Annotated in this window: 20 protein-coding genes; 5 read left to right on the top strand and 15 right to left on the bottom strand. The window is 62.6% G+C overall.

Annotation, left to right across the window (positions count from 1 at the left end; all coding sequences use genetic code 11):
- Positions 1–7: 7 nt before the first annotated feature.
- The 9 genes from CLU93_RS04455 to CLU93_RS04415 form a co-directional block, all read right to left on the bottom strand.
- Positions 8–1,243, bottom strand: a complete 1,236-nt coding sequence (locus CLU93_RS04455) for a TerD family protein (RefSeq protein ID WP_099760149.1) — start codon at positions 1,241–1,243, stop codon at positions 8–10.
- Positions 1,240–2,226, bottom strand: coding sequence for an HpcH/HpaI aldolase/citrate lyase family protein (locus tag CLU93_RS04450; protein ID WP_099760148.1), 987 nt, complete (start codon positions 2,224–2,226; stop codon positions 1,240–1,242). The genes CLU93_RS04455 and CLU93_RS04450 overlap by 4 nt, the downstream gene beginning before the upstream one ends.
- A complete protein-coding gene (locus tag CLU93_RS04445) occupies positions 2,219–3,325 on the bottom strand; it encodes a cysteine protease StiP family protein (RefSeq protein ID WP_099760147.1) in 1,107 nt (368 codons plus the stop codon). Before CLU93_RS04445 ends, CLU93_RS04450 begins: the two co-directional genes overlap by 8 nt.
- Entirely contained in the window at positions 3,322–4,074 is a 753-nt protein-coding gene (locus CLU93_RS04440; protein WP_099760146.1) for an HAD family hydrolase, read from the bottom strand. Before CLU93_RS04440 ends, CLU93_RS04445 begins: the two co-directional genes overlap by 4 nt.
- Positions 4,052–5,209 carry a phosphoribosyltransferase domain-containing protein gene (locus CLU93_RS04435; RefSeq protein WP_099760145.1) on the bottom strand — a complete coding sequence of 386 codons (1,158 nt, stop codon included), beginning with the start codon at positions 5,207–5,209 and terminating at the stop codon, positions 4,052–4,054. Before CLU93_RS04435 ends, CLU93_RS04440 begins: the two co-directional genes overlap by 23 nt.
- Positions 5,206–6,243, bottom strand: a complete 1,038-nt coding sequence (locus CLU93_RS04430) for an ATP-grasp domain-containing protein (protein WP_099760144.1) — start codon at positions 6,241–6,243, stop codon at positions 5,206–5,208. The genes CLU93_RS04435 and CLU93_RS04430 overlap by 4 nt, the downstream gene beginning before the upstream one ends.
- 95 nt (positions 6,244–6,338) lie before the next feature.
- On the bottom strand, positions 6,339–7,055 hold the full coding sequence (locus tag CLU93_RS04425) for a TIGR00266 family protein (RefSeq protein WP_071078756.1): 717 nt from the start codon (positions 7,053–7,055) through the stop codon (positions 6,339–6,341).
- Between the two features lie 64 nt (positions 7,056–7,119).
- Complete coding sequence (locus CLU93_RS04420; RefSeq protein ID WP_096234446.1) at positions 7,120–7,695, bottom strand: TerD family protein; 576 nt, start codon at positions 7,693–7,695, stop codon at positions 7,120–7,122.
- 100 nt (positions 7,696–7,795) lie between these two features.
- Positions 7,796–8,878 carry a DUF475 domain-containing protein gene (locus tag CLU93_RS04415; protein ID WP_099760143.1) on the bottom strand — a complete coding sequence of 361 codons (1,083 nt, stop codon included), beginning with the start codon at positions 8,876–8,878 and terminating at the stop codon, positions 7,796–7,798.
- Between the two features lie 234 nt (positions 8,879–9,112).
- Between CLU93_RS04415 and CLU93_RS04410 the strand changes: the two genes are divergently transcribed.
- From CLU93_RS04410 to CLU93_RS04400, 3 genes are all read left to right on the top strand, one after another.
- Positions 9,113–9,538, top strand: a complete 426-nt coding sequence (locus CLU93_RS04410; protein WP_071078753.1) for a divergent PAP2 family protein — start codon at positions 9,113–9,115, stop codon at positions 9,536–9,538.
- A gap of 239 nt (positions 9,539–9,777) precedes the next feature.
- Positions 9,778–10,950, top strand: coding sequence for an efflux RND transporter periplasmic adaptor subunit (locus CLU93_RS04405; RefSeq protein ID WP_099760142.1), 1,173 nt, complete (start codon positions 9,778–9,780; stop codon positions 10,948–10,950).
- 3 nt (positions 10,951–10,953) lie between these two features.
- Positions 10,954–14,175 carry an efflux RND transporter permease subunit gene (locus CLU93_RS04400; protein WP_099760141.1) on the top strand — a complete coding sequence of 1,074 codons (3,222 nt, stop codon included), beginning with the start codon at positions 10,954–10,956 and terminating at the stop codon, positions 14,173–14,175.
- Between the two features lie 102 nt (positions 14,176–14,277).
- On the opposite strand, the gene CLU93_RS04395 is transcribed toward CLU93_RS04400, so the two are convergent.
- The 5 genes from CLU93_RS04395 to CLU93_RS04375 form a co-directional block, all read right to left on the bottom strand.
- Positions 14,278–14,607, bottom strand: a complete 330-nt coding sequence (locus CLU93_RS04395) for a hypothetical protein (protein WP_099760140.1) — start codon at positions 14,605–14,607, stop codon at positions 14,278–14,280.
- 251 nt (positions 14,608–14,858) lie between these two features.
- The gene (locus tag CLU93_RS04390) at positions 14,859–15,782 is read right to left on the bottom strand and encodes an SAM hydrolase/SAM-dependent halogenase family protein (RefSeq protein WP_099760139.1); all 924 of its coding nucleotides are present in this window, start codon (positions 15,780–15,782) and stop codon (positions 14,859–14,861) included.
- Positions 15,783–15,799: 17 nt separating this feature from the next.
- Positions 15,800–18,307 (bottom strand): TonB-dependent receptor plug domain-containing protein, encoded by a 2,508-nt coding sequence (locus tag CLU93_RS04385; protein ID WP_257224879.1) that lies wholly within the window; start codon positions 18,305–18,307, stop codon positions 15,800–15,802.
- 194 nt (positions 18,308–18,501) lie between these two features.
- The gene (locus CLU93_RS04380; protein ID WP_099760138.1) at positions 18,502–19,266 is read right to left on the bottom strand and encodes a histidine phosphatase family protein; all 765 of its coding nucleotides are present in this window, start codon (positions 19,264–19,266) and stop codon (positions 18,502–18,504) included.
- 80 nt (positions 19,267–19,346) lie between these two features.
- Entirely contained in the window at positions 19,347–20,747 is a 1,401-nt protein-coding gene (locus tag CLU93_RS04375; protein ID WP_099760137.1) for an L-cystine transporter, read from the bottom strand.
- A gap of 278 nt (positions 20,748–21,025) precedes the next feature.
- Here CLU93_RS04375 and CLU93_RS04370 point away from each other — a divergent pair, with 278 nt between their 5' ends.
- A complete protein-coding gene (locus CLU93_RS04370) occupies positions 21,026–21,403 on the top strand; it encodes a nuclear transport factor 2 family protein (protein WP_099760136.1) in 378 nt (125 codons plus the stop codon).
- Between the two features lie 13 nt (positions 21,404–21,416).
- Complete coding sequence (locus CLU93_RS04365) at positions 21,417–21,806, top strand: hypothetical protein (protein ID WP_099760135.1); 390 nt, start codon at positions 21,417–21,419, stop codon at positions 21,804–21,806.
- A gap of 3 nt (positions 21,807–21,809) precedes the next feature.
- On the opposite strand, the gene CLU93_RS04360 is transcribed toward CLU93_RS04365, so the two are convergent.
- Entirely contained in the window at positions 21,810–22,415 is a 606-nt protein-coding gene (locus CLU93_RS04360) for an IMPACT family protein (RefSeq protein ID WP_099760134.1), read from the bottom strand.
- Between the last annotated feature and the right edge of the window lie 16 nt (positions 22,416–22,431).

Below are 22,431 nucleotides of genomic sequence, written 5' to 3'. Positions count from 1 at the left end.
GAAAGAGTTAGTCTTTCCGGCCGGCTTTCCAGTTGAGGCCAAAGTTATATCTTTCGTCCATGGCCTGGTGCGCCGTGATTTTACCTTGGCCGCCGAAGTATTCCACCAGTTTTGTCACCTGCAGGTTGCCACCGTGGTTTTCCAGCATGGCGATGGCGCACATGGCGTGCTGGCTGTCGCTGTCGAGGCGTACTTCCACGGTCGGCTGGCCGGGGATCTCGATCGTCACCATGCCATCGGTGGCGGCCCAGTTCGGCACGCCTTCGTAGATGAAGGCATACACGAGCACGCGCTTGATCTGGTCGAAATGGGTGCCGTTGATGAAGATGTTTTCGCCGCTGCTGATACTGCCCGTGCGGTCGTCGCCTTCCAGGTGAATGTACGGCGGACGGTCGTAGGCGCCCCAGCTGTTGCCCAAGGCTTGCACGGCGCTCTTGCTGCCATTGCTCATTTCGAACAGGCAGCCGATATCGAGGTCGATGCCGCCCGAACGGCTGGCCGGCTTGTTGAACAGCTTGCCCAGGAAGCCCGTGTCCAGCTTCGAGGCGGGCGCCTGGCCTTGCGCGGCGTTCTGGTTCCAGTTCAGGTTGACCTTGATGCGGCCATAGCCGCCGCTGTCGCGCTTGTCGAGCGAGATTTTGTCGCCGCGTTTTTCCAGGCGGATTTTCGACAGCGAGATTTTATTCGCCGGTGGCGGTGGCGCTGCTGGCGTGGACACGGGAGCAGGGGACGATGCCCCCGCTTCGCTGCCGCCAAAGTGTTTCAACAGCGCCGCCAGGCCGCCCGCAAAACCCTGGCCCACGGCGCCGAAGCGCCAGCTGCCGTCGCGGCGATACAGTTCGCCGATGATGACGGCTTTTTCGTCCTGGAAGTCATTGCCCGTGAAGGCAAACGTGGCGGCCTGGCCCAGCGCCATGCTGGAGTTGCCCAGCGCGCGCATGCTGCCTTGTTCCGTCGCCGCCGTGAAGACCAGCTTGTCGATCGAGGCGGGCAGACGCGAAAGGTCGACCTGGAAGGTGGAGCGGGGGCCGTTCAAGTCCACCGTGATGGCGTTGTCGGGCGCGCTTTTCTGGTTGAAGAACACCATGTAGCGGTCGTCCGACAGCTTGCCGGCCGCATCAACGCCGAAGCAGCTGACGTCCACTTCCATCGAACCCGAAACGATATCGAGCGTGACGGCAAACGGGCCATTCAAGCCCAGGTCAGCCAGTTTGCCTTTTTGTCCGCGTGTGAAATTGGTCATGGTCGTGCAATCCCTTCGTCGCTTGAGAGTTGAGTCAATGAGGTAGTCGGTACGTGCGCCGGTGTCGCGTCGGTCGCATGGCGGATGCCGAACAGGCGCGCCTGTTCGATGATGCGCTGTGCCCAGCTGCTGTGCGTGGCCACTTCGCACATCGATTCCTGCATGCGGAACACGGCCGGGCTATCCGGGTCGATGATGCGCAGCGCCAGTTCGATGTCCGACTGCGCCACCTGGTAGTGGCGCTCGATTTGCGGCACCTGGTCCGGGTGGATGGCCGTCTTGGCGATCATGCCGTGCGCCATGTCTTGCGCCACTTCGGCATCGAGCCAGCTGCCCTGCGACAGGTGCTCGAAGACGGGCGCCGTCAGCTGGAAGCCGTGCGGCTTGAAGATGGTCACCAGGCGGCCGATGACCTGGCCCAGCGGCGTTTGATAGATGGTGCCGCTGGTGGGGCGGCGCAGTCCCAGCAGGGCCAATAAGTCGTTGCCGCCGATGCGCAGGGCCAGGATGCGGCGCCGCACTTCCGGTGCCGACAAAATGATGCGGAACTGCTTCATTTCCTCGTCGTCGAACACTTCCGCCGTTTCCAGGGTCGGCATCAGCAGATGGTGCGTGTGGCGCACCAGCTCGAAATACGCGGCGAAGTTGTGGCGCGTGGATTTCGGCAGCACGAAGCCGCTCAATTTGTCGGCGCCGGGCATGGCCAGCACGCGCGCCAGTACTTCGAGATTACGCACGCGCACGAAGCGCAAGGTATCCGATTCGTCGCACATGTTTTGCAGCGCCAGCGAGAGGTTGAACAGCGCGTAACTGAGATCGCGTTCGGCGATGGCGTCTTCGGTGCACAGGATGACCGAGCGCAAATGGCTGAATTTGTCGCCATTGGCGATTGCCAGCAAGTCTTTGTGCGTGGTCGGCACATACATGGAGGCGCCCAGCGCCGCTTTATGCTCACTTTGTGGGTGTAGGGAGTTGTTATCCATCGACTGCGCTCCTGATAAGGGCGACCGCCTGGTAAGGCAGCGCCGGTTCTACTATGACGGGTATGGCTTTTTCCTGCGCCAGAAGCAGCAAATGTGCCACGTCCGGCGCATTCGTGTCGCGCACGATCAGGCGCTCGGGCACGCGGCGCAGCAGCACGCGCGTCGCTTCGCCGATGCCTGGCTTGATCAGGTTGATGTCGCTGATGCCGTATTCCTGCTGCGCAGCGGCCATGTAGGCTTGCGAGCGTGCTGCCATGGCTGGCGCATCGCTCGCTTCGGCCAGCGGGACGCCGCTGCTGGCAGCGATCGCCATGGCGTCGGCCACCAGGCCGTCGGCGAAATCGCGCGACTGGTCGTGCGCTTCGAACTGCGCGTAGTACACGCAGCCGTGGAAGTCGTCGGGGCCGATGGCATCATTGAGCACGGAGCGGCTGACCAGGCCCGAGACGGTGGCGTTCAAAATGCTCGACGGGATCAGGTAGTCGCTGGCCGAGGCGGCGCAGGCGGCCGTGCCGGCCAGGTCGGCCAGCACGAACAGGCCGCCGTCGATGGCCGTGCCATTGGCCGCGTTGAAATCATTGACGGTCTGGCGCAGTTCGCGCGAAATCACGCCTTTGCCCGTCCAGCCATCGACGAAGACGATGGAGGCGTCACTGTGGCCCTGCGCCAGGATGTACTTGAGGGCATTGGCATCGATGCCGCGGTCGCGGATGATGGAAACGGAATAATGGCTGCACTCACGCTGGAATACCTGGCGCAGCAAGTGCCCGAGGATGACGCCCACGGGCGTGCCGGCGCGCGCCAGCGACACCAGCGTGATGGCGCCAGTGCGGCGCGCCGCGATCAGGGCCGCCAGGCGCAGGCAGTCGCGCGCCATCTGCAGGCGGTTGGCCGCAAATGCGCTCTGGAACAGGGCCAGGTAGGCGGGCGAGGGCAGGGACTCTGGCGACAGCATCTCGCTGTAGTGGCGCTGGCCGGACTGGATCAAGCGCTCTTTTTCGGCCAGATCGAGGATCGGTTCGAGCGCCATCGGCGTGAGCAGAAACTCCACATCTTCCTGGCGGTAGCTGCCGCTGAAATGCTGCGTGCGGTCGGTCATAGCGCCGCCACCGTGAGTGCCGCCAGCTGGGTGCCGTTGGGAATGATGGCGTAGTCGCAGGCGGCCATGAAACGCGCATCCGAACGGCTGTCGCCCATGCCGAAGCTGACGATGGGGCCATGTTCGGCTTCCAGTTCCGCGCGCAGGTAAGCCACGGCGCGCGCCTTGTTCAGGGTCTTCGGCAGCACGGCCAGGTTGTTGCCGTTGCGGTGGATGAAGTAGTTCGAACCTTCGGTGGCGATCCACTGCTGCAGCACTTGCTCTTCGATGTCGGCCAGGCGTTCGCCGCGCGCTTCATGGTCCTTGACGACGATGTAGAACGGCGTGTTGTAATCCTCGATCAGGCGCGCGCGCGAGGGCATGCCCGTCTTGATCTGGAAATCGTCGATGATGCGCATGGCATCCTGCAGGCCGGGCAGCGCCGTCTGCATGTCGCTTTGCATCAGGGCCAGCCAGCCGGCGTCGAGCGCGCCGCCCGGCTGCAGCACGATACCGCCATAGTCGAGCACGCTGTAGCTGGTAAAAGGCAGGTCGACTCTGCGAAACGCGTCGCCATTTCTCGCCGTGGCGGGGATCAGGGTCATGCCGCTTTGCGCGAATTCAAAGAAGGCGCGCTGGCGCGCCGTCGTAAACGAACAGGCGTCGCCATTTTTCAAATAGGCGGCCGCTTGCAGGTCGGTCTCGCCCGGGCATTTTTTCGGGGTCTGGAACAGTGTGTCGTCCAGATCAACAAACAGGAATTTCTTCAATTTTGGTCTCTGACTGAAAGTGGAACAGGCGGCCATTCAACTGGCCGGCGAGTTGCATGAGGGCCGGGCTGGCCGGCGTTTCATGGCAGATGAAAACGTGCTGGTACTGGCCAGGCGCCACGTTGTACAGGTAATTGGCGATGCCTTCGCCGTAATTGTCGTCGCAGTGGACGATATGGCCGACGGAGCCCCACGACAAAATCGGCGAGCGCGTGGTCGATTGCACCACCACGTTCTTGCCCAGGCTTTCCAGTTCGCGCGCGAGCAGGAACGACGGGTGCATGAATTCGCCCGTGCCCAGCACCAGCACGGAGTCGCCGGCGCCGATTTCCTGCGCCAGTTGCACGGCAAGACCTTGCGGTGGCGTGAGGGCGCGGCCCACGCCGATGCGCCCGAAGGCGGGGCTGGCGCCGCGTTCCGCATTCGCTTCGAAGCGCTGCGCGCTGGCCGCTACCGGCGCTGGCGCATCGCCGGCCTGGAAGGCGTAGTGGCCGGACAGCGCCGCGCCGATGGTCGTGGGCAGGCCGAAACGCTCACTCAAGCCCGCGTTGGCGGCCTGGCCCATGAAATTGGTGATTACGCCAAGGTGCAGCTTTTCCAGCTGCGGATAGCGCGCGCGGCACACTTGCACCAGGTTGGCGAAGGTGTTGCCGGTCGACGCTTCATCGTCGATCAGTACCAGGCTGCGCGCGGTGGAAAACAGCGCGCTGGCCGCGTCCGATAAATGCAAAAACTGGCGCGGCGCGTGGCTGTGCGATTCCTCGAACTCGAAGAAGGGCACCGTGCCCACGCGGTAGCGCGAGCTGTGCAAAAACAGCGCTTTTCCATTTGGGTTGGCGCGCAGCCACGCCTCGAACACGCCCTGGCCCAGGCCGACGGCCGTTTCCGCCATGGCGATGAAGACCACGGGGCCGGGCAGGCTGGGGGGGATTTGCGCGGCCAGGTCGTCGTGGATGGCTTGCATGGCGCGCGGCGTGACGGGCCAGTGCTTGCCCAGCACCTTGGACAGGAACAGGAAGCCGCGCTTGGCGTTGGCGCGTGCGGCAAAGCCGATCAGCCAGTCCAGCGGAAAGCGCGCCTCGTCCACCTTCAGGGTCAGCTCACCCGTGGGCATCTGCTTCCTGACGCTGTTCATGGCAGCTCCACGGCGTAGGCGGCTTCGCCCACGCGCATGCCTTCGTGGATGGCGGGCACGCTGAGCTTGTCAAAGCCCTGGTCGAAGCCGGCCAGCGCCAGGTAGGGCAGGTTGGGACCCGCCGCGCACGCCATGCCGATGCCGCCCGACATGCGCGGGTTAATCTCCAACAAGGCCAGGCCGTTCGCGCCTTCGCGGAACTGGACGTTGAAGACGCCATTGAGGCGGTAGTCGCGCGCCAGTTTGTCGCAGGCGGCCAGCAAGTCGTCGCGCAGTTCGATCAGCTGGCCGCTGCCGCCCCCGTGCAGCTTCTTGCGCGGCACGGCGCAAATCAGCTTGCCCTGGTCGGCGACGCAGTCGGCGCTGTATTCGTGGCCATCGAGGTATTCCATCAGCAGCAGGGTCTTGAACGTTGCCATCTGCGCCAGGCCGCTGCGCAGCTCTTGCGCATTGACCTGGTAGGCGGCGCCGGCCAGCAGCAGCTGGGCGCTGCTGCGCTCTTCATCGAGTATGGCAAAGCCCAGGGCATACACGGATTCGGACGGCTTGATGCACAGCTTGCGGTGCAGCGGGCGCAGCTCGGCCCAGGCGGCGTCGTATTCTTCGATGGTGGTGACGGCGCGGTAGTCGGCCGGGCGCGCCATGGGCAGATCGAGGCCGTCGCAGAAGCGTGCCTTGTCGTGCATCAGGTCGAGTACCTCTTCGGTGGCCACGCTGAGCACGCGCGTGCCGAGGGCGGCGAAGCGCGCGCTGGCGCTGCCGATCAGGCCCGCTTCCTTGCCGGGCCAGAAAATCGTGATGCCCCGCTCGCGGCAAAATTCCAGGCACCACTCGACATAGTTGTGGCCCGTCAGTCCCGACGGTTCGACCGCGTATTCGTGGGCCGACAAGAAGGCTGCCGCGTGCGCGTTCGTATTGCTGCACACGATGTGATAGCGCGGCGCGCCGCCAGTGGCGGCCATGTCGGCTTCGCGGATCAAACGCATGGCCGTGCCGACCGAGGAAAATGTTTTGTTGAACCAGACTCTTTGCATGTACGGGGACCGGGTGAAAATAGGGGAAGCCGCGCGCAGGTGCGCGCGCGGGGAGTCTAAGCGACCAGACTTAACCTGGCCTTAGAAGGAGGAAATCAGCCGGCTTTGCCCGACGCCGTCCACTTCAGGAACGCGTCGCGGTTGCGCGAGCAGATGAAGACCTTGCCCGAGCCGGAAAAGCGCAGCACGATGCCTTCTCCGCTGGTGACGCTATTGACGATATTGCCGAGGAAGCCGCCGATGCCGCCGCCGCCCGAGCCGCCGCCCGTGGTCACGGAAATCTCGTATTTCAGGCTATTGTCCCAGCACACCACGTGGGAATTGTCGATCACGACATCCTTGCCCGGCTCGACGTCGAGCTGGAACATGGAGCCGAAGCCCGACACCACCACTTGCCCCGTGCCGGCCGTCTCCATGACGAAGAAGCCGCCCGACTGGGCGAACAGCGCGTTGCCGAGGCTCTGCGTGCGCACCTTCATTTCCGTGCCCGAGGTGGCGGCGACAAAGGCGCCGTCGTTGAGCAGGTACTGGCGCGCGCCCACGTCGACCACCTCGATGGCGCCCGGCAGGGTGGGCGAGAGCAGGCAGTCGCCGCTGCCGCGCACCGCTTCGATGTGCTGCTGGAAGAACGATTCGCCATTCGCGAAGCGACGCATGATGGCGCTGCCCAAGCCGCCCGTCATCTTGCCTTTCAAGTCCAGCGCCGTTTCCATCATCACCATCGCATCCGATTCGCAATAGATGGTTTCGCCCTGCTTCATGCTGACGTGGAGGAAGGGATCGACGTCTCCCGTGACACTAAATACTGGCATGATAAATCTCCAAAAAAAAGCCGCCTGAGGATATTCAGGCGGCTGCGTTTAGCTCATGAAAAAATCAAGCGTTGACGCCGAACGAACGGGCCAGAGGGCCGAGACCGCCGTTGAAGCCCTGGCCGATGGCCTTGAACTTCCATTCGCCGTTGTAGCGGTAGATTTCGCCAAAGATCATCGCCGTTTCCGTCGAGCTGTCTTCGGACAGGTCGTAGCGGGCGATTTCTTTCTCGCCTTCCGCGTTCAGGCAGCGGATGAAGGCTTTCGAGACCATGCCGAAGTTCTGGCGGCGCGCGTCGGCGTCGTGAATGGTGACGGTGATGCTGACGCGGTCGATGTCGGCTGGTACGCGCGACAGGTCGATTTCGATGCGCTCATCGTCGCCTTCGCCTTCGCCCGTGGTGTTGTCGCCCGTGTGGACGACGGAACCGTCGGTCGACTTCAGGTTGTTGTAGAAGATGAAGTCAGAGTCGCCACGGACTTTGCCGTCGCTTTTCAGGAGGAAAGCACTACCGTCAAGGTCGAAGGTGGCGCCATCCGTGGAACGAGGATCCCAGCCGAGGCCGACGATGATCTTCTTCAGGTTCGGTGCTTCCTTGCTCAGGTTGACGTTGCCGCCTTTTTGCAAACTGATTGCCATGTGGTGCTCCTTTTAGTGATTTAGCTTAAACATGCCTTCATGGGATGAGCGCCAGGCGCTCGTGCCATTACTCTCATAACTGGGGGCGCAACCCCCGATTTCAAGCTTGTGCCGCGTGCCGTTTGCGATAACGCAGGGATGACCACAGCGAGACCAGGATGAAGGCCACGCCCGACAGGCCCGTGAACCACTCCGGAATATGGTACTTGACGGATGCCAGCATGATCAAGGCCAGGATGCCGATCGCATAATGGGCGCCGTGTTCGAGGTAGACGAACTCGTCCAGCGTGCCCTTGTGCACCAGAAACACCGTCATCGAGCGCACGAACATGGCGCCGATGGCCAGGCCCAGCATGATGATGACGACGTCGTTGGTGATGGCAAAGGCGCCGATCACGCCGTCAAAGCTGAACGAGGCATCCAGCACTTCCAGGTACAGGAAGCCGCCGATACTGCCGCGCGCGACCGTTTTCACCAGGTCGCCATTGCCGCTTTTGGCTGGCGCGGCGCCTTCTTCCGCGTCATCCTGCAAGTCCGGTTCGCCTTCTTCCAGCAAGCCGCTGATCCAGTTCACGCCGATGTAGACGGCGATGCCGACGATGCCCGCAGCAAGCACGCTGTATTTTTCATCCGCAGGGCCCATCGCCACGCAGGCCGCCACGGCGCCCATGGTGATCAGCACGGCCAGGCTTTCGGTGCCCAGCGCATTGACTTTTTCCTCGGCCCAGCCCAGCCAGTGCAATTCCTTCTCGTCGTCGAACAGGAAGTTCAGGAACACCAGCAGCAAAAAGGCGCCGCCGAAGGCTGCCACTTGCGCATGGTTGTCCGTCAGGTGCTTGGCATACACGTCCGGCGTGGTGGTGGCCATGGTCCAGACATCGACCAGGCCCAGGCCCGTGGCGACAGAAACGATGACCAGCGGGAACAGCAACCGCATGCCGAAAACGGCCACGAGGATACCGACCGTCAAAAACAGTTTTTGCCAGAATTCATTCCAGTGACGCAAGACCGAGGCATTCACCACGGCATTGTCGAACGATAGCGACACTTCCATGATGCCCAGCACGCCCGTGATCCACAGGGCATTGATCAGGCCGGGCATGCCGCCATGGCTGTAACCCCACCAGCCTGACACCGCCATCAGGATAAAAGTGACTAAAAAGGAAATTCTGAAATGCCGCATGAGGACCCCGTTGCAAGTGTGAAAGACGTTTGATTATCCGCGCCGCTGTGCACGACGCACTCAGTGTTGATACACGTCAATTGTTGTATATGCCATGATTTTATATTAGTTGCCCCCCGGGGCCGCGTTTTATAGTCTGACGCCAGACAGTTCTGCTGGCGCGGATGATCTGCGATAATTGCGGCGCGCCCGTCTCTCCAGACACACTCTCTACATATAAAAGAAGGAATACCCGTGGATATCGCTTACCTCGTCACGCCCCTGATCGCCTGGATCCTGGTCGGACCGATCAAATTCCTGATCAACAGTGTTCGCACGCGGCAATGGGCGTTCGGCCTGGTCGGCAATGGCGGCTTTCCCAGCAATCATAGCGCCGTCGTGTCCAGCATGGCAACGTTGATCGCCTTGCGCGAAGGCATCGGCCACCCGGCCTTCGGCGTGGCCGTGACCCTGGCCTTCATCGTCATTATCGACGCCAACAGCCTGCGCCAGCACGTGGGCAAGCAGGCGGCGGCCATCAACCGCCTGGCCGGGGAAGCGGCCAGCGCCGCGCACAAGACCTTGCGTGAGCGCATGGGCCATACCCTGGTGGAAATCGCCGGCGGCCTGTGCACGGGCGTGGCGATCGGCTTCCTGATCAACACCGTTTTTAGCCGCTAAGCCCGCTTTCCCTGAAATGCAAAACCCCGCTTCAAGGCGGGGTTTTGCGTTTCAGGGCGTAAAAACTACGTTTCATCCATTGATTAAAGCATTACAGGAAACGGCCGATTGACATGCCCGGACACGCTCATGGATACTTTGGCGCTTGTGGTTTTAATAAAAATAAATGCTTGCTAACGCCTGCAGCCCTATCCGGGCCGTGGGGACGGTAGCGGTGCTATCTATCCGGAGAATTACCCATGTTGCGCAAAACCCTGTTTGTTCTGGCAATCGCTTCCGCCCTGACCGCCTGCGGCAAAGAGTCCAAAGATCCCGGCAAGGGTGACAAAGGAGCCAAGGAACAGGCGGGCGCCGCCGTCAATTTGCTGGTCTCCCCGGAAGACTTGCTGACCATCCAGAGCAATGCACTGGCCTCGGGGCCCGTCATCACCGGTTCCGTGCAACCGGAGCGCAACGCGGACTTGCGCGCCGAAGTATCGGCCGTGGTGATTCAGGTCATGAAGGAAAATGGTGAAGTCGTCAAGCGGGGCGACGTACTGGTGCGCCTGGATGAAACGTCCATCCGCGACAGTCTCAATTCGGCCGAGGAAGCCAGCCGTGCCGCCAGCCAGGTGCTGGAACAGTCCGAACGCATGTTCCAGCGCATGAAAACCCTGCGCGCTTCGGGCATGACGTCGACGCAGGCACTGGAAGACGCGGAAATTCGCCGCAACAATGCGCAAAGCGATCTGTCCGCCGCGAAAAGCCGCGCCGCCCAGGCCCGCCAGCAACTGCAGCGCACCCTCGTGCGCGCGCCGTTCGACGGCATCGTGAGCGAGCGCAAGGTATCGAATGGCGATACGGCGCAAATCGGCAAGGAATTGATCAAGGTCATCGATCCGACCAGCATGCGTCTGGAAGGCCTGGTGTCGGCCGACAAGATCGGTGTCGTCAAGGTGGGCCAGCCCGTGCTGTTCCGCATCAATGGGTATCCGGGCCAGGATTTCGCGGGCAAGGTGCGCCGTGTCGATCCTGCTGCCAATGCCGTCACGCGCCAGGTGGCCGTGCTGGTCGATTTCAACGACAAGGAACAACCGCGCGTGGCCGGCCTGTATGCGGAAGGGCGCATCGAGACGGACAGCATCAGCGCGTTGATGATTCCCGACTCGGCGCTGGTGAAGGCGGGCGACGTCACGTACACGTGGAAGGTCAAGGATAAAGCTCTGCATAAAGTCACACTGCGCATCGGCGCGCGCGATGTGCGCACGGGCCAGTGGGAAGTGCAAAGCGGCCTGGCCAGCGGCGATACCGTGCTGCGCACGCCCGGTTCGACCTTCAAGGATGGGCAGAAGGTGGAATTGACGGCAGCCAAGGCCGTGCCCGCTGCCGCCGTGGCCAGCAGCAGCACCGCCGTTGCCGGTAAAGGAAACTAAGCCATGTTCCTTTCCGATTTCAGTATCAAGCGGCCCACCGCCACCATCGTCCTGATCCTGGCGATGATGTGCGTCGGCTTGCTGGCGCTCAAGAAATTGCGCGTCAACCAGAATCCGGACGTTGAAGTGCCTTTCATCGTCGTCAGCATTCCTTACCCTGGCGCATCGCCCGATACGGTCGAGCGCGAAGTGGTGAACCGCCTGGAAAAGTCCTTGCAAAGCATTTCCGGCGTGACCGAGGTCAACAGCGATTCGAATGAAGGTTCGGCCACCATCTTCCTGAAGTTCTCGTTCAATTCCAATTTGATCGAAGCGTCCGACAATATCCGCAATGCGATTGCCGCCGTGCGCTACAAGTTGCCGACGGAAATGCGCGAGCCTATCTTGCAGCGCATCGACCCGGCTGCCGAACCGATCATGCAACTGGCGCTGTCGTCGAATACGCAAAGCCACGCGGAAATTTCGCGCCTGGCCGAGGACGTGCTGTCGGACCGATTCCGCACCGTCGATGGCGTGGCGCTGGTCAACGTGGGCGGTTCGCTGAAGCGCGAGCTGTCCGTGCTGCTGCGCGCGGAAAAATTGCGTGAATACAATGTGTCCGTCAGCGACGTCGTCACCGCCTTGCGCAACCAGAACACGAATGCCCCGGTGGGCAAGGTGCGCGGCATTCTGGACGAGAAAAGCATCCGCCTGGTGGGCCGCATCGAGTCGCCAAGCGACTTCGAAAAAGTGGTGATCAAGCGCCGCGGCGAGGAAATCGTGCGCCTGGCGCAAGTGGCCACCATCGTGGATGGCTTTGCCGAAGTCAACAGCCTGAGCATGCGCAGCGGCAAGCCCAACGTGGGCATATCGATTACCCGCGTGCGCGACGCCTCCACCGTCAGCGTGGCCAACAAGATCCGCGACATGGTGGCGGAAATCAACAAGACCTTGCCGAAAGGCACGATCCTGCAAGTGACGCGCGACGGCGGCGAAAACGCCCAGCATAGCCTGAACAACGTGATCGAATCGCTGGTGCTGGGCGCCGTGCTGACGATTTTCGTCGTCTACGCCTTCCTGAACTCGTGGCGTTCGACCCTGATCACGGCGCTGAGCCTGCCGACATCCGTGATTGCCGCCTTCATTGCCGTGTGGCTGTGCGGCTTTACCCTGAACTTCATGACCCTGCTGGGCCTGTCGCTGGCCATTGGCGTGCTGATCGATGACGCCATCGTGGTGCGCGAAAACATCGTGCGCCACATGCAGATGGGCAAGGATCGCCGTACGGCTGCGCTGGAAGGCACGGCCGAGATCGGTATGGCCGTGGCTGCCACGACGTTCTCCATCATCGCCGTCTTCATTCCCGTGGCCTTCATGCCCGGTATATCTGGCGAGTGGTTCCGTCCGTTTGCCTTGACGGTGACGTGCTCGGTGCTGGTCAGCCTGGGCATCTCGTTTACGCTCGACCCCATGCTGTCGGCCTACTGGGGCGACCCGGTCGAGGAACATGCGGCGCCGAAAAAGGGCATCGGCCGCGTGCTGGAGAAATTCAACCACTGGTTCGACCACCAGGCGGACCGCTATGGCCGCGTGATCGCCTGGGCCTTGCATCACCGCCGCTGGATGGCCGTCATCGCCTTCGGCAGCCTGGTGGGCGCCATCGCCCTGCACGCCACGCATGGCGGCACGAGTTTCCTGCCGGCATCCGATTCGGGCAATCTGATGATCAATGTGCGCACGCCATCGTCGAGCAGCATCGAGTATTCGCGTCTGAAACTGGAAGCGGCGGCCGTGCTGGCGCGCACCTTGCCTGAAACCAAAGATACCAACAGCTCCATCAATGCGGGCGGCGGAAGAGTGTATGTCGACATCGGCAAGCGCAACACCCGCAAGCGTTCGGCCAAGGAAATCGCGGTCGAGCTGCGCGAGAAGATGTCGCGTCTGGTGGGCGCCGAATACGTGGTGCAGGATGACTTGAGCAATGGTTCGCAAAAACCCATCCAGGTGGAATTCACGGGTCCGGATTCGCGTAAACTCATGGAAATTACCAACGCCTACATGGATAAGCTGCGCGCCATTCCCGGTGCCGTCGACGTGGGCCTGTCCGAGCAAGACCCGAAGAACGAGCTGCAGATTGAGCTCAACCGTGGCCTGGCCAACTCGATGGGCATTTCCGTCAATGATGCGGCGCAATCGTTGCGCGTGGCGTTTGCCGGCGTGGAAGTGGGCGACTGGGTCGATCCGACGGGCGAAACGCGCGACGTGGCCGTGCGCCTGCATCCCGATGACCGCGTGGCATCGGAAAACATCGAGCGCCTGCCGATCAGCGTGACGGGCACGTCGCAAATGGTGCCGCTCGACCAGATCGCCACCATCACCATGGGCAAGGGCCCGTCCGGCATCGAGCACAAGAATGGCAAGCGCACGATCACCGTGTCGGCCAATGCGCAAGGCCGCTCGAACGGTGAAGTGACGAGCGACGCCATGAAACTGGCCAACTCCATCGACTTCCCGCCCGGCTACGGCCTGGCGCTCGGTGGCGCCGGCCAGGACCAGCAAGAGCTGTTCACGGAAATGCTGATCGCGCTGGTGATGGGTATCGGCCTGATGTATTTGATCCTGGTGATGCAGTTTGGTTCCTTCACGGCGCCAGTGGCCGTGATGATGTCCTTGCCGCTGAGTCTGATCGGCGTGGTGGTGGCGCTGGTGATCACCAATAACACCCTCAACCTGATGAGCTTTATCGGCATCATCATGCTGATGGGTCTGGTCGCCAAGAACGCCATCCTGCTGCTGGACGCGGCGCGCAAGCGCGAGGAAGAGGGGCATGGCCGCGAGGACGCTCTGATGTATGCGGGCCGCATGCGCCTGCGTCCCATCCTGATGACGACGTTTGCGCTGATCGCCGGCATGTTTCCCGTGGCGCTGGGCCTGGGCGAGGGCGGCGAGTTCTACCGTCCATTGGCGATCGCCATCATCGGCGGCACCATCACCTCGACGATTCTGACCCTGCTGGTCGTGCCGACCTTCTATGACAGCATCGAAATCGCCCGCGATGGCGCCGTGGCCAAGTTCCACCGCCGCGCCGCGCACATGCCCGTGATCGTGGCCATGATATTGACCTTGCTCGAATGCGTGCTGACCTTGCTGATGGTGCGCTTCGTCTACCGCATGCTGAAAAAGGCCGTGCTGTTCCTGATGGGACGCCGTACGCCGAAAACGGCGTCGGTCAGCCTGCAAAAATAGTACCGGGCCAAGGCGCAGCTTGCGCTGCGCCGTGGTATTTCAAGAGCCTTCCTCGGAAGGCTCTTTTTTTGCCTGTCAGTTGACGCTGCGGACCGGTGTGCGCTAGCTGTTGCGCGGTGGCGGCGTGGTGCCTGTGCCTGTTCCCGGTGGCGTGCCGTTGTTCGGCGGCGTGGTCGATGGTGGAGTGGTCGTGCCATCGGGGTTGGTGGTGGTGCCCGGTGTCATGCCTGGCGTGACCGGCGTGGTGGTGTCCGGGTTGGTCGTGCCTGTGGTGCCGGACGTGCCGCTGGTGGCGGGCGGCGCTGCCGGCGCAGTGGCAGCGGGCGTGGTGCTGGTGCTGGTGTCGCTGTGTTTGTTGCAACCGCCCAGCAGCGCACAGACGATGGCGCTACCGAGGACGAGCTTGCTGGTGGTCAGGAGTGGAGCCGTCATGATTGTTCCTCTTCAGTGGAAGATTCAGTGGAAGACTGTCGTGGAAACGCATGCCTCGCCAGATTGCGTATCTGAAACATGGCTGGCATCGCTTGCAAGGTTTAGAGCGGGTGGGCCGGCACAGGTTCACCGGACTTGCACAGGTGTGGTGCTGGCGGGGGCCGGCAGAGCGCTGGGTTTGATGTAGCGCAAACCCGCAATGGATATGGCCAGTTGGGCCAGGGCAGGATGCCCTGGCCGCGCAAGGGCATTTATTTGGCGGCAGGGGCCTTGCTCACTTCCACTTCCCAATCCACGCCCGAGGCGACGTGGTGTTGGGCGGCAAAGTCACCCTGGCTGATGGCGATAGCGACGTCGAGCAGGCTGTTCAGGTAGACCAGCGGCTTGCCCTTGGCGACGCCGCCAAACGTGTGTTCGAAGGGTGCCGTGACCTTGGCCACTTGCTTGCCCTTGTGCAAGATGCGCACTTGCAGCGGATCGTGCAGTTTCACCTGTAATTCGTCGAGCAGCGATTTCGGAATATTCGTCCACACATTGCCATATTTCACGTCCAGCACGGGCACGATGCCGCGGATGGTATTGCCGTCGCGTACAGGTTTTTGATACGCGATTTTCACCACGGATTCGCTCGGCAATGGCGGACCCACCTGTTCATAGCTGATGGCGCCCGAGGCCAGGCGCGCACCGACATACGCGTACACGTCGCGGCCATGGAAGGTGTACGACTCGGCGGAGCCAGCCAGGCGGTTGACCTTTTCATCGATTTCGCGCAATTCGGCCACGCCGTCGCGCTCGGCGATCAGGGTGAACAGGCCATTGTCCGGCCCCACGAAGTAGCGGCCACCCTTGGTTTTCAGCACCACCGACTTGCGCTTGGTCCCCACGCCAGGATCGATGACGGAAACAAACACCGTGCCTTGCGGCCAGTAATTGGCCGTCTGGTACAGGCGGTAGGCGCCCAGCCAGATGTCGTAGTCGGGAATCTGGTGCGTGAGGTCCGAGATGGTCAGCTGGGGATCGACGCCATAGGCGACGCCATGCATGGCGGACACGGCGCCGTCGGCCGTACCAAAGTCCGTCATCAGCACCAGCGGTGCGGCAGCCTGGGCGGGCGACAGCAGGAGGGCGCTCAGGCAGGCGCCGGCGACGAGGTGGGAAATTTTCTTGATGATCATGGGTTCTTTCCGTAACGTTAAAACGTGTAGCTGAGCTTGGCGTAGAAATACGCGCCGTTCACGCCGATGGGGTTGATGAAATTGTAGGGCAGGGCGCCGCCATACGTGGCGTTATTCGTTTCACGCACGCGCTGCGGATAGCGGTCGAGGATATTGTTGCCGCCCACGCTCACCGTCAGTTGCTTGCTCAGTTTTAACTGGCCTTCCAGGTCCAGCGACCAGACGGCGCCGAAGCGCTGCGCGGGAATACCGTCGATCAGCGGCGCATCGCTGTCGTAGGAAAAATCTTTCAACTCGCCGAAACGCGTGGCGCGCGCCTGCACGCCCCAGCCAGCCGTCTGCCAGTCGGCGCCGAGTATCAATTTGCTGTTCGGGGACGCATGTTTGATGCGGAACAAACTCGTCTCCGTCAGCAGGGTCAAACTCGGATCGATATTGGCCAGCGTAGCGGAACTCTGGCGCACCTTGTCGAGACTGGTCTTGTTCAGGTTCAGCGCCGCGTTCAGGTTCAGCTTGCCTGACGTGAAGGCCAGGTCGTGATTCAGCACCACGTCCAGCCCCTTGGTTCGTGTGTCGAGCAGGTTGGCCAGGTAGGCCACGGACTGGATGTCGCTGCGGCCATTCGCGGCCAGGTAGGCGGTGACGGCGTCGCTCTGCAAATCGCTCGAGCGTGTGATGCGGTCGCGGATGCGGATCACATAGGCGTCCACCGTCACGCTGGTGGCGGCCGCCGGTTTCCAGGCCAGGCCGAGGGAGACGTTGGTCGACTTTTCCGGTTTCAGCTGTTGCGCGCCGAAGCTGCGCGCCAGCGTGTCGCTGGCCGGTAGCAGGGCCGATGTTTGCAGGGCCGTGCCATCGGCATTGAAGTTCAGTGTGGCGAAGCGGAATCCCGTCTGCACGAGGGCCGGTGCGCGGAAGCTGTTCGACAGCGAGCCGCGCACGAGAAAGGTGTCGGTTACTTTATAGCGTGTGGACAGCTTGCCCGTGCTGGCGCTGCCGAAGTCGCTGTAGTGGGAATAGCGGGCGGCGGCGCCCACCAGCAGGCGCGGCGTGAGGTCGCTTTCCACGTCCGCATACACGGAGCGGATCTGCCGGCTGCCGTCGTAGGCGTCCGACGGGCGCAAGCCCGGTCCCGCCTGCGCGCCCGGTGGCGCGTCGGTAAAATTGCCGGCCGCATACGAAGCGGGGTCGCCGGCCGAGCTGGTGTAGGTTTCGCGCATCCATTCGGCGCCCACTGCCAGGCTCAAAGGGGCGGGCAAACCGATGTCGATGCTGCGCGTGGCATCGAGGTTCAAGGCGTTCTGGCGGAAGTCGAAGCCGGCCAGCTTGAAACGCGTGGGGCTGGCCGCGCCCAGCGAAGCGTTGACGGAGTGGCTCACGCCGTAGTCAAAGCGGTCGCTGCCGTGGCGCGCGCTGGCGTCCCAGTTCCACTCGCCCGTGCTGCCGCGCACGCCGGCCACGATGCTGAGGTCGCGCTTGTCGCCATTGGTGACGGGGCGGTAGCCGTTCGGATACAGGGCCGGCACATTCGACGGGTCGCCCGGATAGCGGAAGTAGGCGCTGCCGTCCGATTTGCGCTCGTTGAGGGTGGCAAACGAGTACAGGTCCAGGCCATTCGCGAGGGTGAGCTGGGTGTTGTAGAACAGGTAGTTGTTGCGCTGGCGCGAGTCGCCCGACTTGAACACCACCTTGCCGTCGAGCGCCTGGTCAGCCGGCGTGAAGTTGTAGGAAGTCCAGCCCGCGTCGCTGGGGCCGGCCCGTTCCGTGGGCGAGCGGCGCCGCGTTTCCGCGCCGAAGCGGAAGAATCCGGCCTCGCCCAGCGGCACGCCATAGTCGGCGTTGACGATGACGGTCTGGCCATCCGTCAGGGTTCGATCGGTCGGGTCGAAATGCGTGTGGTTGGTGCCATAGCTGACGGAGGCGGCGCCGCCCGTGCGCGCCTTTTTCAGCACGATGTTGATCACGCCCGCCACGGCATCGCTGCCGTACTGGGCGCCGGCGCCGTCGCGCAGGATTTCGATGTGGTCGATGGCGTTCGGCGGAATGGCGTTGATGTCGACCGGTACGGTGCCGGCAAAGCTGCTTTCCGTGTCCAGCACGGCGCTCGTGTGGCGGCGCTTGCCGTTGATCAGCACCAGCACCTGGTCGGGCGCGAGGCCCCGCAGCTGGATGCCGCGCACGGAATCCGACGCGCCGCTCGACTCGATGCGGGGGAAGTTGATCGACGGCGACAGGTTTTGCAGGGCCGCGCCCACGTCGCCAGTCGACAGCGCATTGCTCACTTCGCGCGCGCCGAAACGGTCGATGGGCACGCTGCTGTCGAAGACGGTACGGTTGCGCGCGCGCGAGCCGACGACGGTGACTTGGTCGATGCTGGCGCTGGCCGTTTCATTGGCGCTGCCGGTGGTAGCTTGCGCATCTTGTGCCCAGGCGGACGGTGCGCCCAGCATGGCGCAGGCCAGCACGATGGCGCGCAGCGGCGTGGCGGGAGTGGCAGATACAGGATAGAAGTGGCGCGGATGCACGGCGTGGTCCTTTGGGCTCGATTAGTGTCGGTGTGGAAACAGTTGCCATGAGCTTAAGGGAGGCGCCCGCCGGCGCTAACGATTCTTTCTGGATATGCTTATGCTGTTGTTTTTATGCCGCCAGGAACGCAGCAGGGAAGGCGTGATGTAGCCAAGGCGTGCTGTCGATAGCGTCCACGCAGGCCTCCGAAGGATCAGGATTTGGGCGCGGCCGGCATGTCGGGCTGGGCCGTGACGGGGGTGCCGGCCGCTTCCAGCGGCGCGACGAAGTTGCACAGGTCCAGCTGCAGCTTGCCGTGCCTGCCCAGGGCGGGGTTGAAGGCATACGAGGTGATGCCGCAGTTGGGCACGTCGGCCGCCTTGTCGATGGCCAGGATGGCGTGCTCGTCGCAGCGTTCCAGCAGGTAGCGCAAGCAGTTGACGATGACCTGGTGGCCGACGATCAGCACTCTTTCTCCCCGGTATTCGCGGGTGATGGTGTCGAGCACGCTGCGCAGGCGCAGGATGACGTCGCACCAGCTTTCGCCGCCCGGTGGGCGGAAGTAAAATTTGCCGACGTGCTGGCGCTGTTCGTACAGTTCCGGGTACTTGCTGGCGATGCCGTGCACGGTCAGGCGGTCGAGAATGCCGAATTCCTTTTCGCGCAGGCGCTCGTCGGCCACCACGGAGTTCAGGCTGTCCGCATCGAGGCGCGCCAGCACGGCTTGCGCCGTCTGCTGCGCCCGCACGTAGGGCGAATACAGCACGACGGTCGGTTGTTGTTCAGAGGGGACGGTGGCGAACCAGTCACCCAGGGCGTGCGCCTGGTGCGCGCCAAGCTCGGAGAGGGGGACGTCGACATCGCGCTCGGCGATGGCGATCAATAACTGTTTTTCCGCTTCGGCGGCATCGCGCGCCACGTTGCCGGCACTTTGGCCGTGACGCACGATCCACAATTGCTGCGGCCATTTCTGCTCCATCGCCTTGCGCCTTCCTCTGTATTTATTGTGAATAAATATAGACGAAAGCGGCAAGGCGCGGCGCGCCGGTGGATGGCTTCTTAGGCGGCGTGTTCCGCTTCGTCCAGGTCAGGCGCGTCGTCGCTGTTGTAGACGGCCAGGTCGGTTTGCCCCATGACCCGGCTGGTGACGGTGCCGGCCGTGATCGAGCCGCTCACGTTCAATGCCGTGCGGCCCATGTCGATCAGCGGTTCGACGGAGATCAGCAAGCCGGCCAGTGCGACGGGCAAGTCCATGGCCGACAGCACGATCAGGGCGGCAAACGTGGCGCCGCCGCCCACGCCGGCCACGCCGACGGAACCGATGGTGATGATGGCAAGCAAGGGCAGCAGGAAGCTGACGGTGAACGGGTCGACGCCAACGGTAGGGGCGATCATGACGGCCAGCATCGCTGGGTAGATGCCGGCGCAGCCGTTCTGGCCGATGGTCGAGCCGAACGAGGCGGCGAAGTTGGCGATGCCTTCCGGCGTGCCCAGGCGCTGGGTTTGCGTCTGCACGCTCATCGGGATCGAACCGGCGCTCGTGCGCGACGTGAACGCGAAGGCCAGCACGGGGAAGACTTTTTTCACGAAGCGCAGCGGGTTCAGGCCCACGCCGGCGATGATGGCCAGGTGCACCAGGAACATCAATATCAGCGCGCTGTACGAGGCGACGACGAAGTTGATCAACTTTAAAATGTCCGTGTAGCTCGACGAGGCCACCACTTCAAACATCAGCGCAAACACGCCGTACGGCGTCAGGCGCAGCACCAGGGTGACCATGCGCATGACGATGGCGTGCGCCACTTTCATGAAGCTTTCGAAGGAAGCGAAGATTTCCGGTTTTTTCGCCGCGATGCCCGTGGCCGAGATGCCGATGAAGATGGAGAACACGACGACGGCGATGGTCGACGTCTTGCGCGCGCCCGTCATGTCGAGGAAGGGGTTGGTCGGTACGAAGCTGACCAGCAATTTTGGCAGCGACAGGGCTTTTGCCGTTTCCAGCGAGCCTTGCAACTGCACGCCGCGCGCCACTTCGGCCGCGCTCGAGGTCAGGCCCACGGCCGTCAGACCGAACAGCTTGGCCATCAAAATGCCCAGCGCGGCGGCGATCGTGGTGGTAATCAGGAGGGTGCCGATGGTCAGCGCGCTGATCTTGCCCAGGGAACTCGCATCCTTGAGCTTTAAAATGGCGGAAATGATGGAGACCATGATCAGCGGCATGATGATCATTTGCAGCAGTTTGACGTAGCCGCTGCCGACGATGTCGATGTATTCATTGGTGCCCGCGATGATGGGCGAACCGGCGCCATACAGCGCTTGCACGGCCGCACCGAGCAGCACGCCCAGGCCCAGGCCCGTGAAGACGCGCACGGTAAACGTCGCGTGTTTGCGTTGCTGGTGGAACATGAAGGCGAAGACGAGCAACGCAACGAGCAGGTTCAGAATGATGTTAATTGCCATGAAGGGGGCCTTATCTTGGTTTTATTCGAGACTGCACGCAGCACATAAAACTGTACTACCACTGACAGCTGCCCCAGCCCGGGGCGGAAGGGCAAGCACTGTACAGTACTATGGTGGCGTTTTGTGCCATACCGCTGCGAATATTACGCTATATAAATATGCTTCACAGGCATAAGCGCAGGAATAGGTCTGCCGGATGATTGTGAAAAGGAAGATTTCATGCCAGCATTGCACGTTTGTTCGTTTGCTAATCTGGCGTACTATTTTTAAGGAAAAAGATGAATGCTTTAACGGAAGCCCAAGTACTCGATGCGGAAGAGCGCTTGCGCCTGGCCATGATGGCCTCCGACGTGGCTGTACTGAATGTGTTGCTGGCCGATGACTTGTTGTTTACCAATCACCTGGGGCACTTGCTGAGCAAGCATGCGGACCTGGCGGCGCACGAGCAGCGCCTGCTGACCATCACGGACTTGCGCGCCTCCGAGCGCCATGTGCGCGTCAACGGCCACGTGGCCGTGGTCTCCGTGCGCATGCAGTTGACGGGCAGTTATCACGACGTGGAAACGCATGGCGACTTCCGTTTTACGCGCGTCTGGACGCAGGATGCGGCCGGCGCGCTGCAAGTGACCGCCGCCCATTCGGGCGTCGTGGCTTGAGGAGCAAGGTTTAGTGGATCATCGTTCCAAAGGGCAGCTGTTTGAAGCTGTCATCGCCGCCGGCCCAGCTACCCTGGCCGTCACGGCCGGCTATCCGGTGCTGCTGTATAACCTGGTGCGCACCTGGGCCGACGCCCCCGGAGACCATGCCCTGGCCGCTCTGTTGCTGACGGGCGGCCTGTGGGTCTTGCTGGAATTCTGGCGCATTGCGCTGGCGACGGTGGCGCGCAAGGCCTATGCGTTCAACTGGCGCTTCTGGCTGGCCATCGCCGCTTTTCTTGCCTGCTTCGTGCGTTTCGTGCCGGACATGCCGGCCGGATTAATGCTGCTGTTGCTGGTGTTGCCGGCGCTGGCGTGGATACATTTCATTTTGCTGCAGATTAAGCGGCCGCGCGACCTGTAGGTTTTACTCGTCCTCTTCGGCTTCAACTTTTAGCCAGGCTATCCGCCCATTGCCCGCCTCATGCAGATGGGCCAGCAGGGCGGTGGCCGCCGTTTCCGCCAGGCTGAAGTCGAACAGCACATGCTCGCCGTGTTCCACGTTCAGCAAGGTGGCGCCGGCGCCATCGAGTTCGCGCCGCAGCATGCCTTCCATCGCATACGGCACCGTGCAGCGCAGGGTTCGCTGGCGCACGATGGCCGTCTTTTCCGCTTGCAACAACGCTTGCGCCACGCTGTCCGTGTAGGCACGCACGAGGCCGCCCGCGCCCAGCTTGATCCCGCCAAAGTAACGCACCACGGTGGCCAGCACGCCTTCCAGGTCCTGGTGGCGCAGCACGTCGAGCATGGGCCGCCCGGCTGTGCCGCTCGGTTCGCCATCATCGACGGCCGCCGACTGCCCACCCGCCAGCAAGGCCCAGCACACATGGCAGGCGCCCGGATGTTGCGCCTTCAAGTCATGGACTACCTGCTGCGCGCTGGCGCGGTCCGTCATCGGCTGCACGCAACCGATGAAACGGCTTTTCTTGATGATCAGTTCGCTGTGGACGGGAGTGGCAATGGTAAACGGCATGGCGGGTGCGAAGGCG

The organism is Janthinobacterium sp. 35 (assembly GCF_002754575.1).
GTDB classification, from domain to species: domain Bacteria; phylum Pseudomonadota; class Gammaproteobacteria; order Burkholderiales; family Burkholderiaceae_D; genus Janthinobacterium; species Janthinobacterium tructae.
This window is presented reverse-complemented; position numbering and strand designations above follow the sequence as displayed.

Bases quoted from the DNA above. Each gene is read 5' to 3' on its own strand.
- CLU93_RS04415 (WP_099760143.1), bottom strand. From the start codon at position 8,878: ATGCGGCATTTCAGAATTTCCTTTTTAGTCACTTTTATCCTGATGGCG.
- CLU93_RS04430 (WP_099760144.1), bottom strand. From the start codon at position 6,243: ATGCAAAGAGTCTGGTTCAACAAAACATTTTCCTCGGTCGGCACGGCC.
- CLU93_RS04405 (WP_099760142.1), top strand. From the start codon at position 9,778: ATGTTGCGCAAAACCCTGTTTGTTCTGGCAATCGCTTCCGCCCTGACC.
- CLU93_RS04400 (WP_099760141.1), top strand. From the start codon at position 10,954: ATGTTCCTTTCCGATTTCAGTATCAAGCGGCCCACCGCCACCATCGTC.
- CLU93_RS04450 (WP_099760148.1), bottom strand. From the start codon at position 2,226: ATGGATAACAACTCCCTACACCCACAAAGTGAGCATAAAGCGGCGCTG.
- CLU93_RS04435 (WP_099760145.1), bottom strand. From the start codon at position 5,209: ATGAACAGCGTCAGGAAGCAGATGCCCACGGGTGAGCTGACCCTGAAG.
- CLU93_RS04390 (WP_099760139.1), bottom strand. From the start codon at position 15,782: ATGATCATCAAGAAAATTTCCCACCTCGTCGCCGGCGCCTGCCTGAGC.
- CLU93_RS04425 (WP_071078756.1), bottom strand. From the start codon at position 7,055: ATGCCAGTATTTAGTGTCACGGGAGACGTCGATCCCTTCCTCCACGTC.
- CLU93_RS04375 (WP_099760137.1), bottom strand. From the start codon at position 20,747: ATGGCAATTAACATCATTCTGAACCTGCTCGTTGCGTTGCTCGTCTTC.
- CLU93_RS04455 (WP_099760149.1), bottom strand. From the start codon at position 1,243: ATGACCAATTTCACACGCGGACAAAAAGGCAAACTGGCTGACCTGGGC.
- CLU93_RS04420 (WP_096234446.1), bottom strand. From the start codon at position 7,695: ATGGCAATCAGTTTGCAAAAAGGCGGCAACGTCAACCTGAGCAAGGAA.
- CLU93_RS04395 (WP_099760140.1), bottom strand. From the start codon at position 14,607: ATGACGGCTCCACTCCTGACCACCAGCAAGCTCGTCCTCGGTAGCGCC.
- CLU93_RS04370 (WP_099760136.1), top strand. From the start codon at position 21,026: ATGAATGCTTTAACGGAAGCCCAAGTACTCGATGCGGAAGAGCGCTTG.
- CLU93_RS04380 (WP_099760138.1), bottom strand. From the start codon at position 19,266: ATGGAGCAGAAATGGCCGCAGCAATTGTGGATCGTGCGTCACGGCCAA.
- CLU93_RS04360 (WP_099760134.1), bottom strand. From the start codon at position 22,415: ATGCCGTTTACCATTGCCACTCCCGTCCACAGCGAACTGATCATCAAG.
- CLU93_RS04445 (WP_099760147.1), bottom strand. From the start codon at position 3,325: ATGACCGACCGCACGCAGCATTTCAGCGGCAGCTACCGCCAGGAAGAT.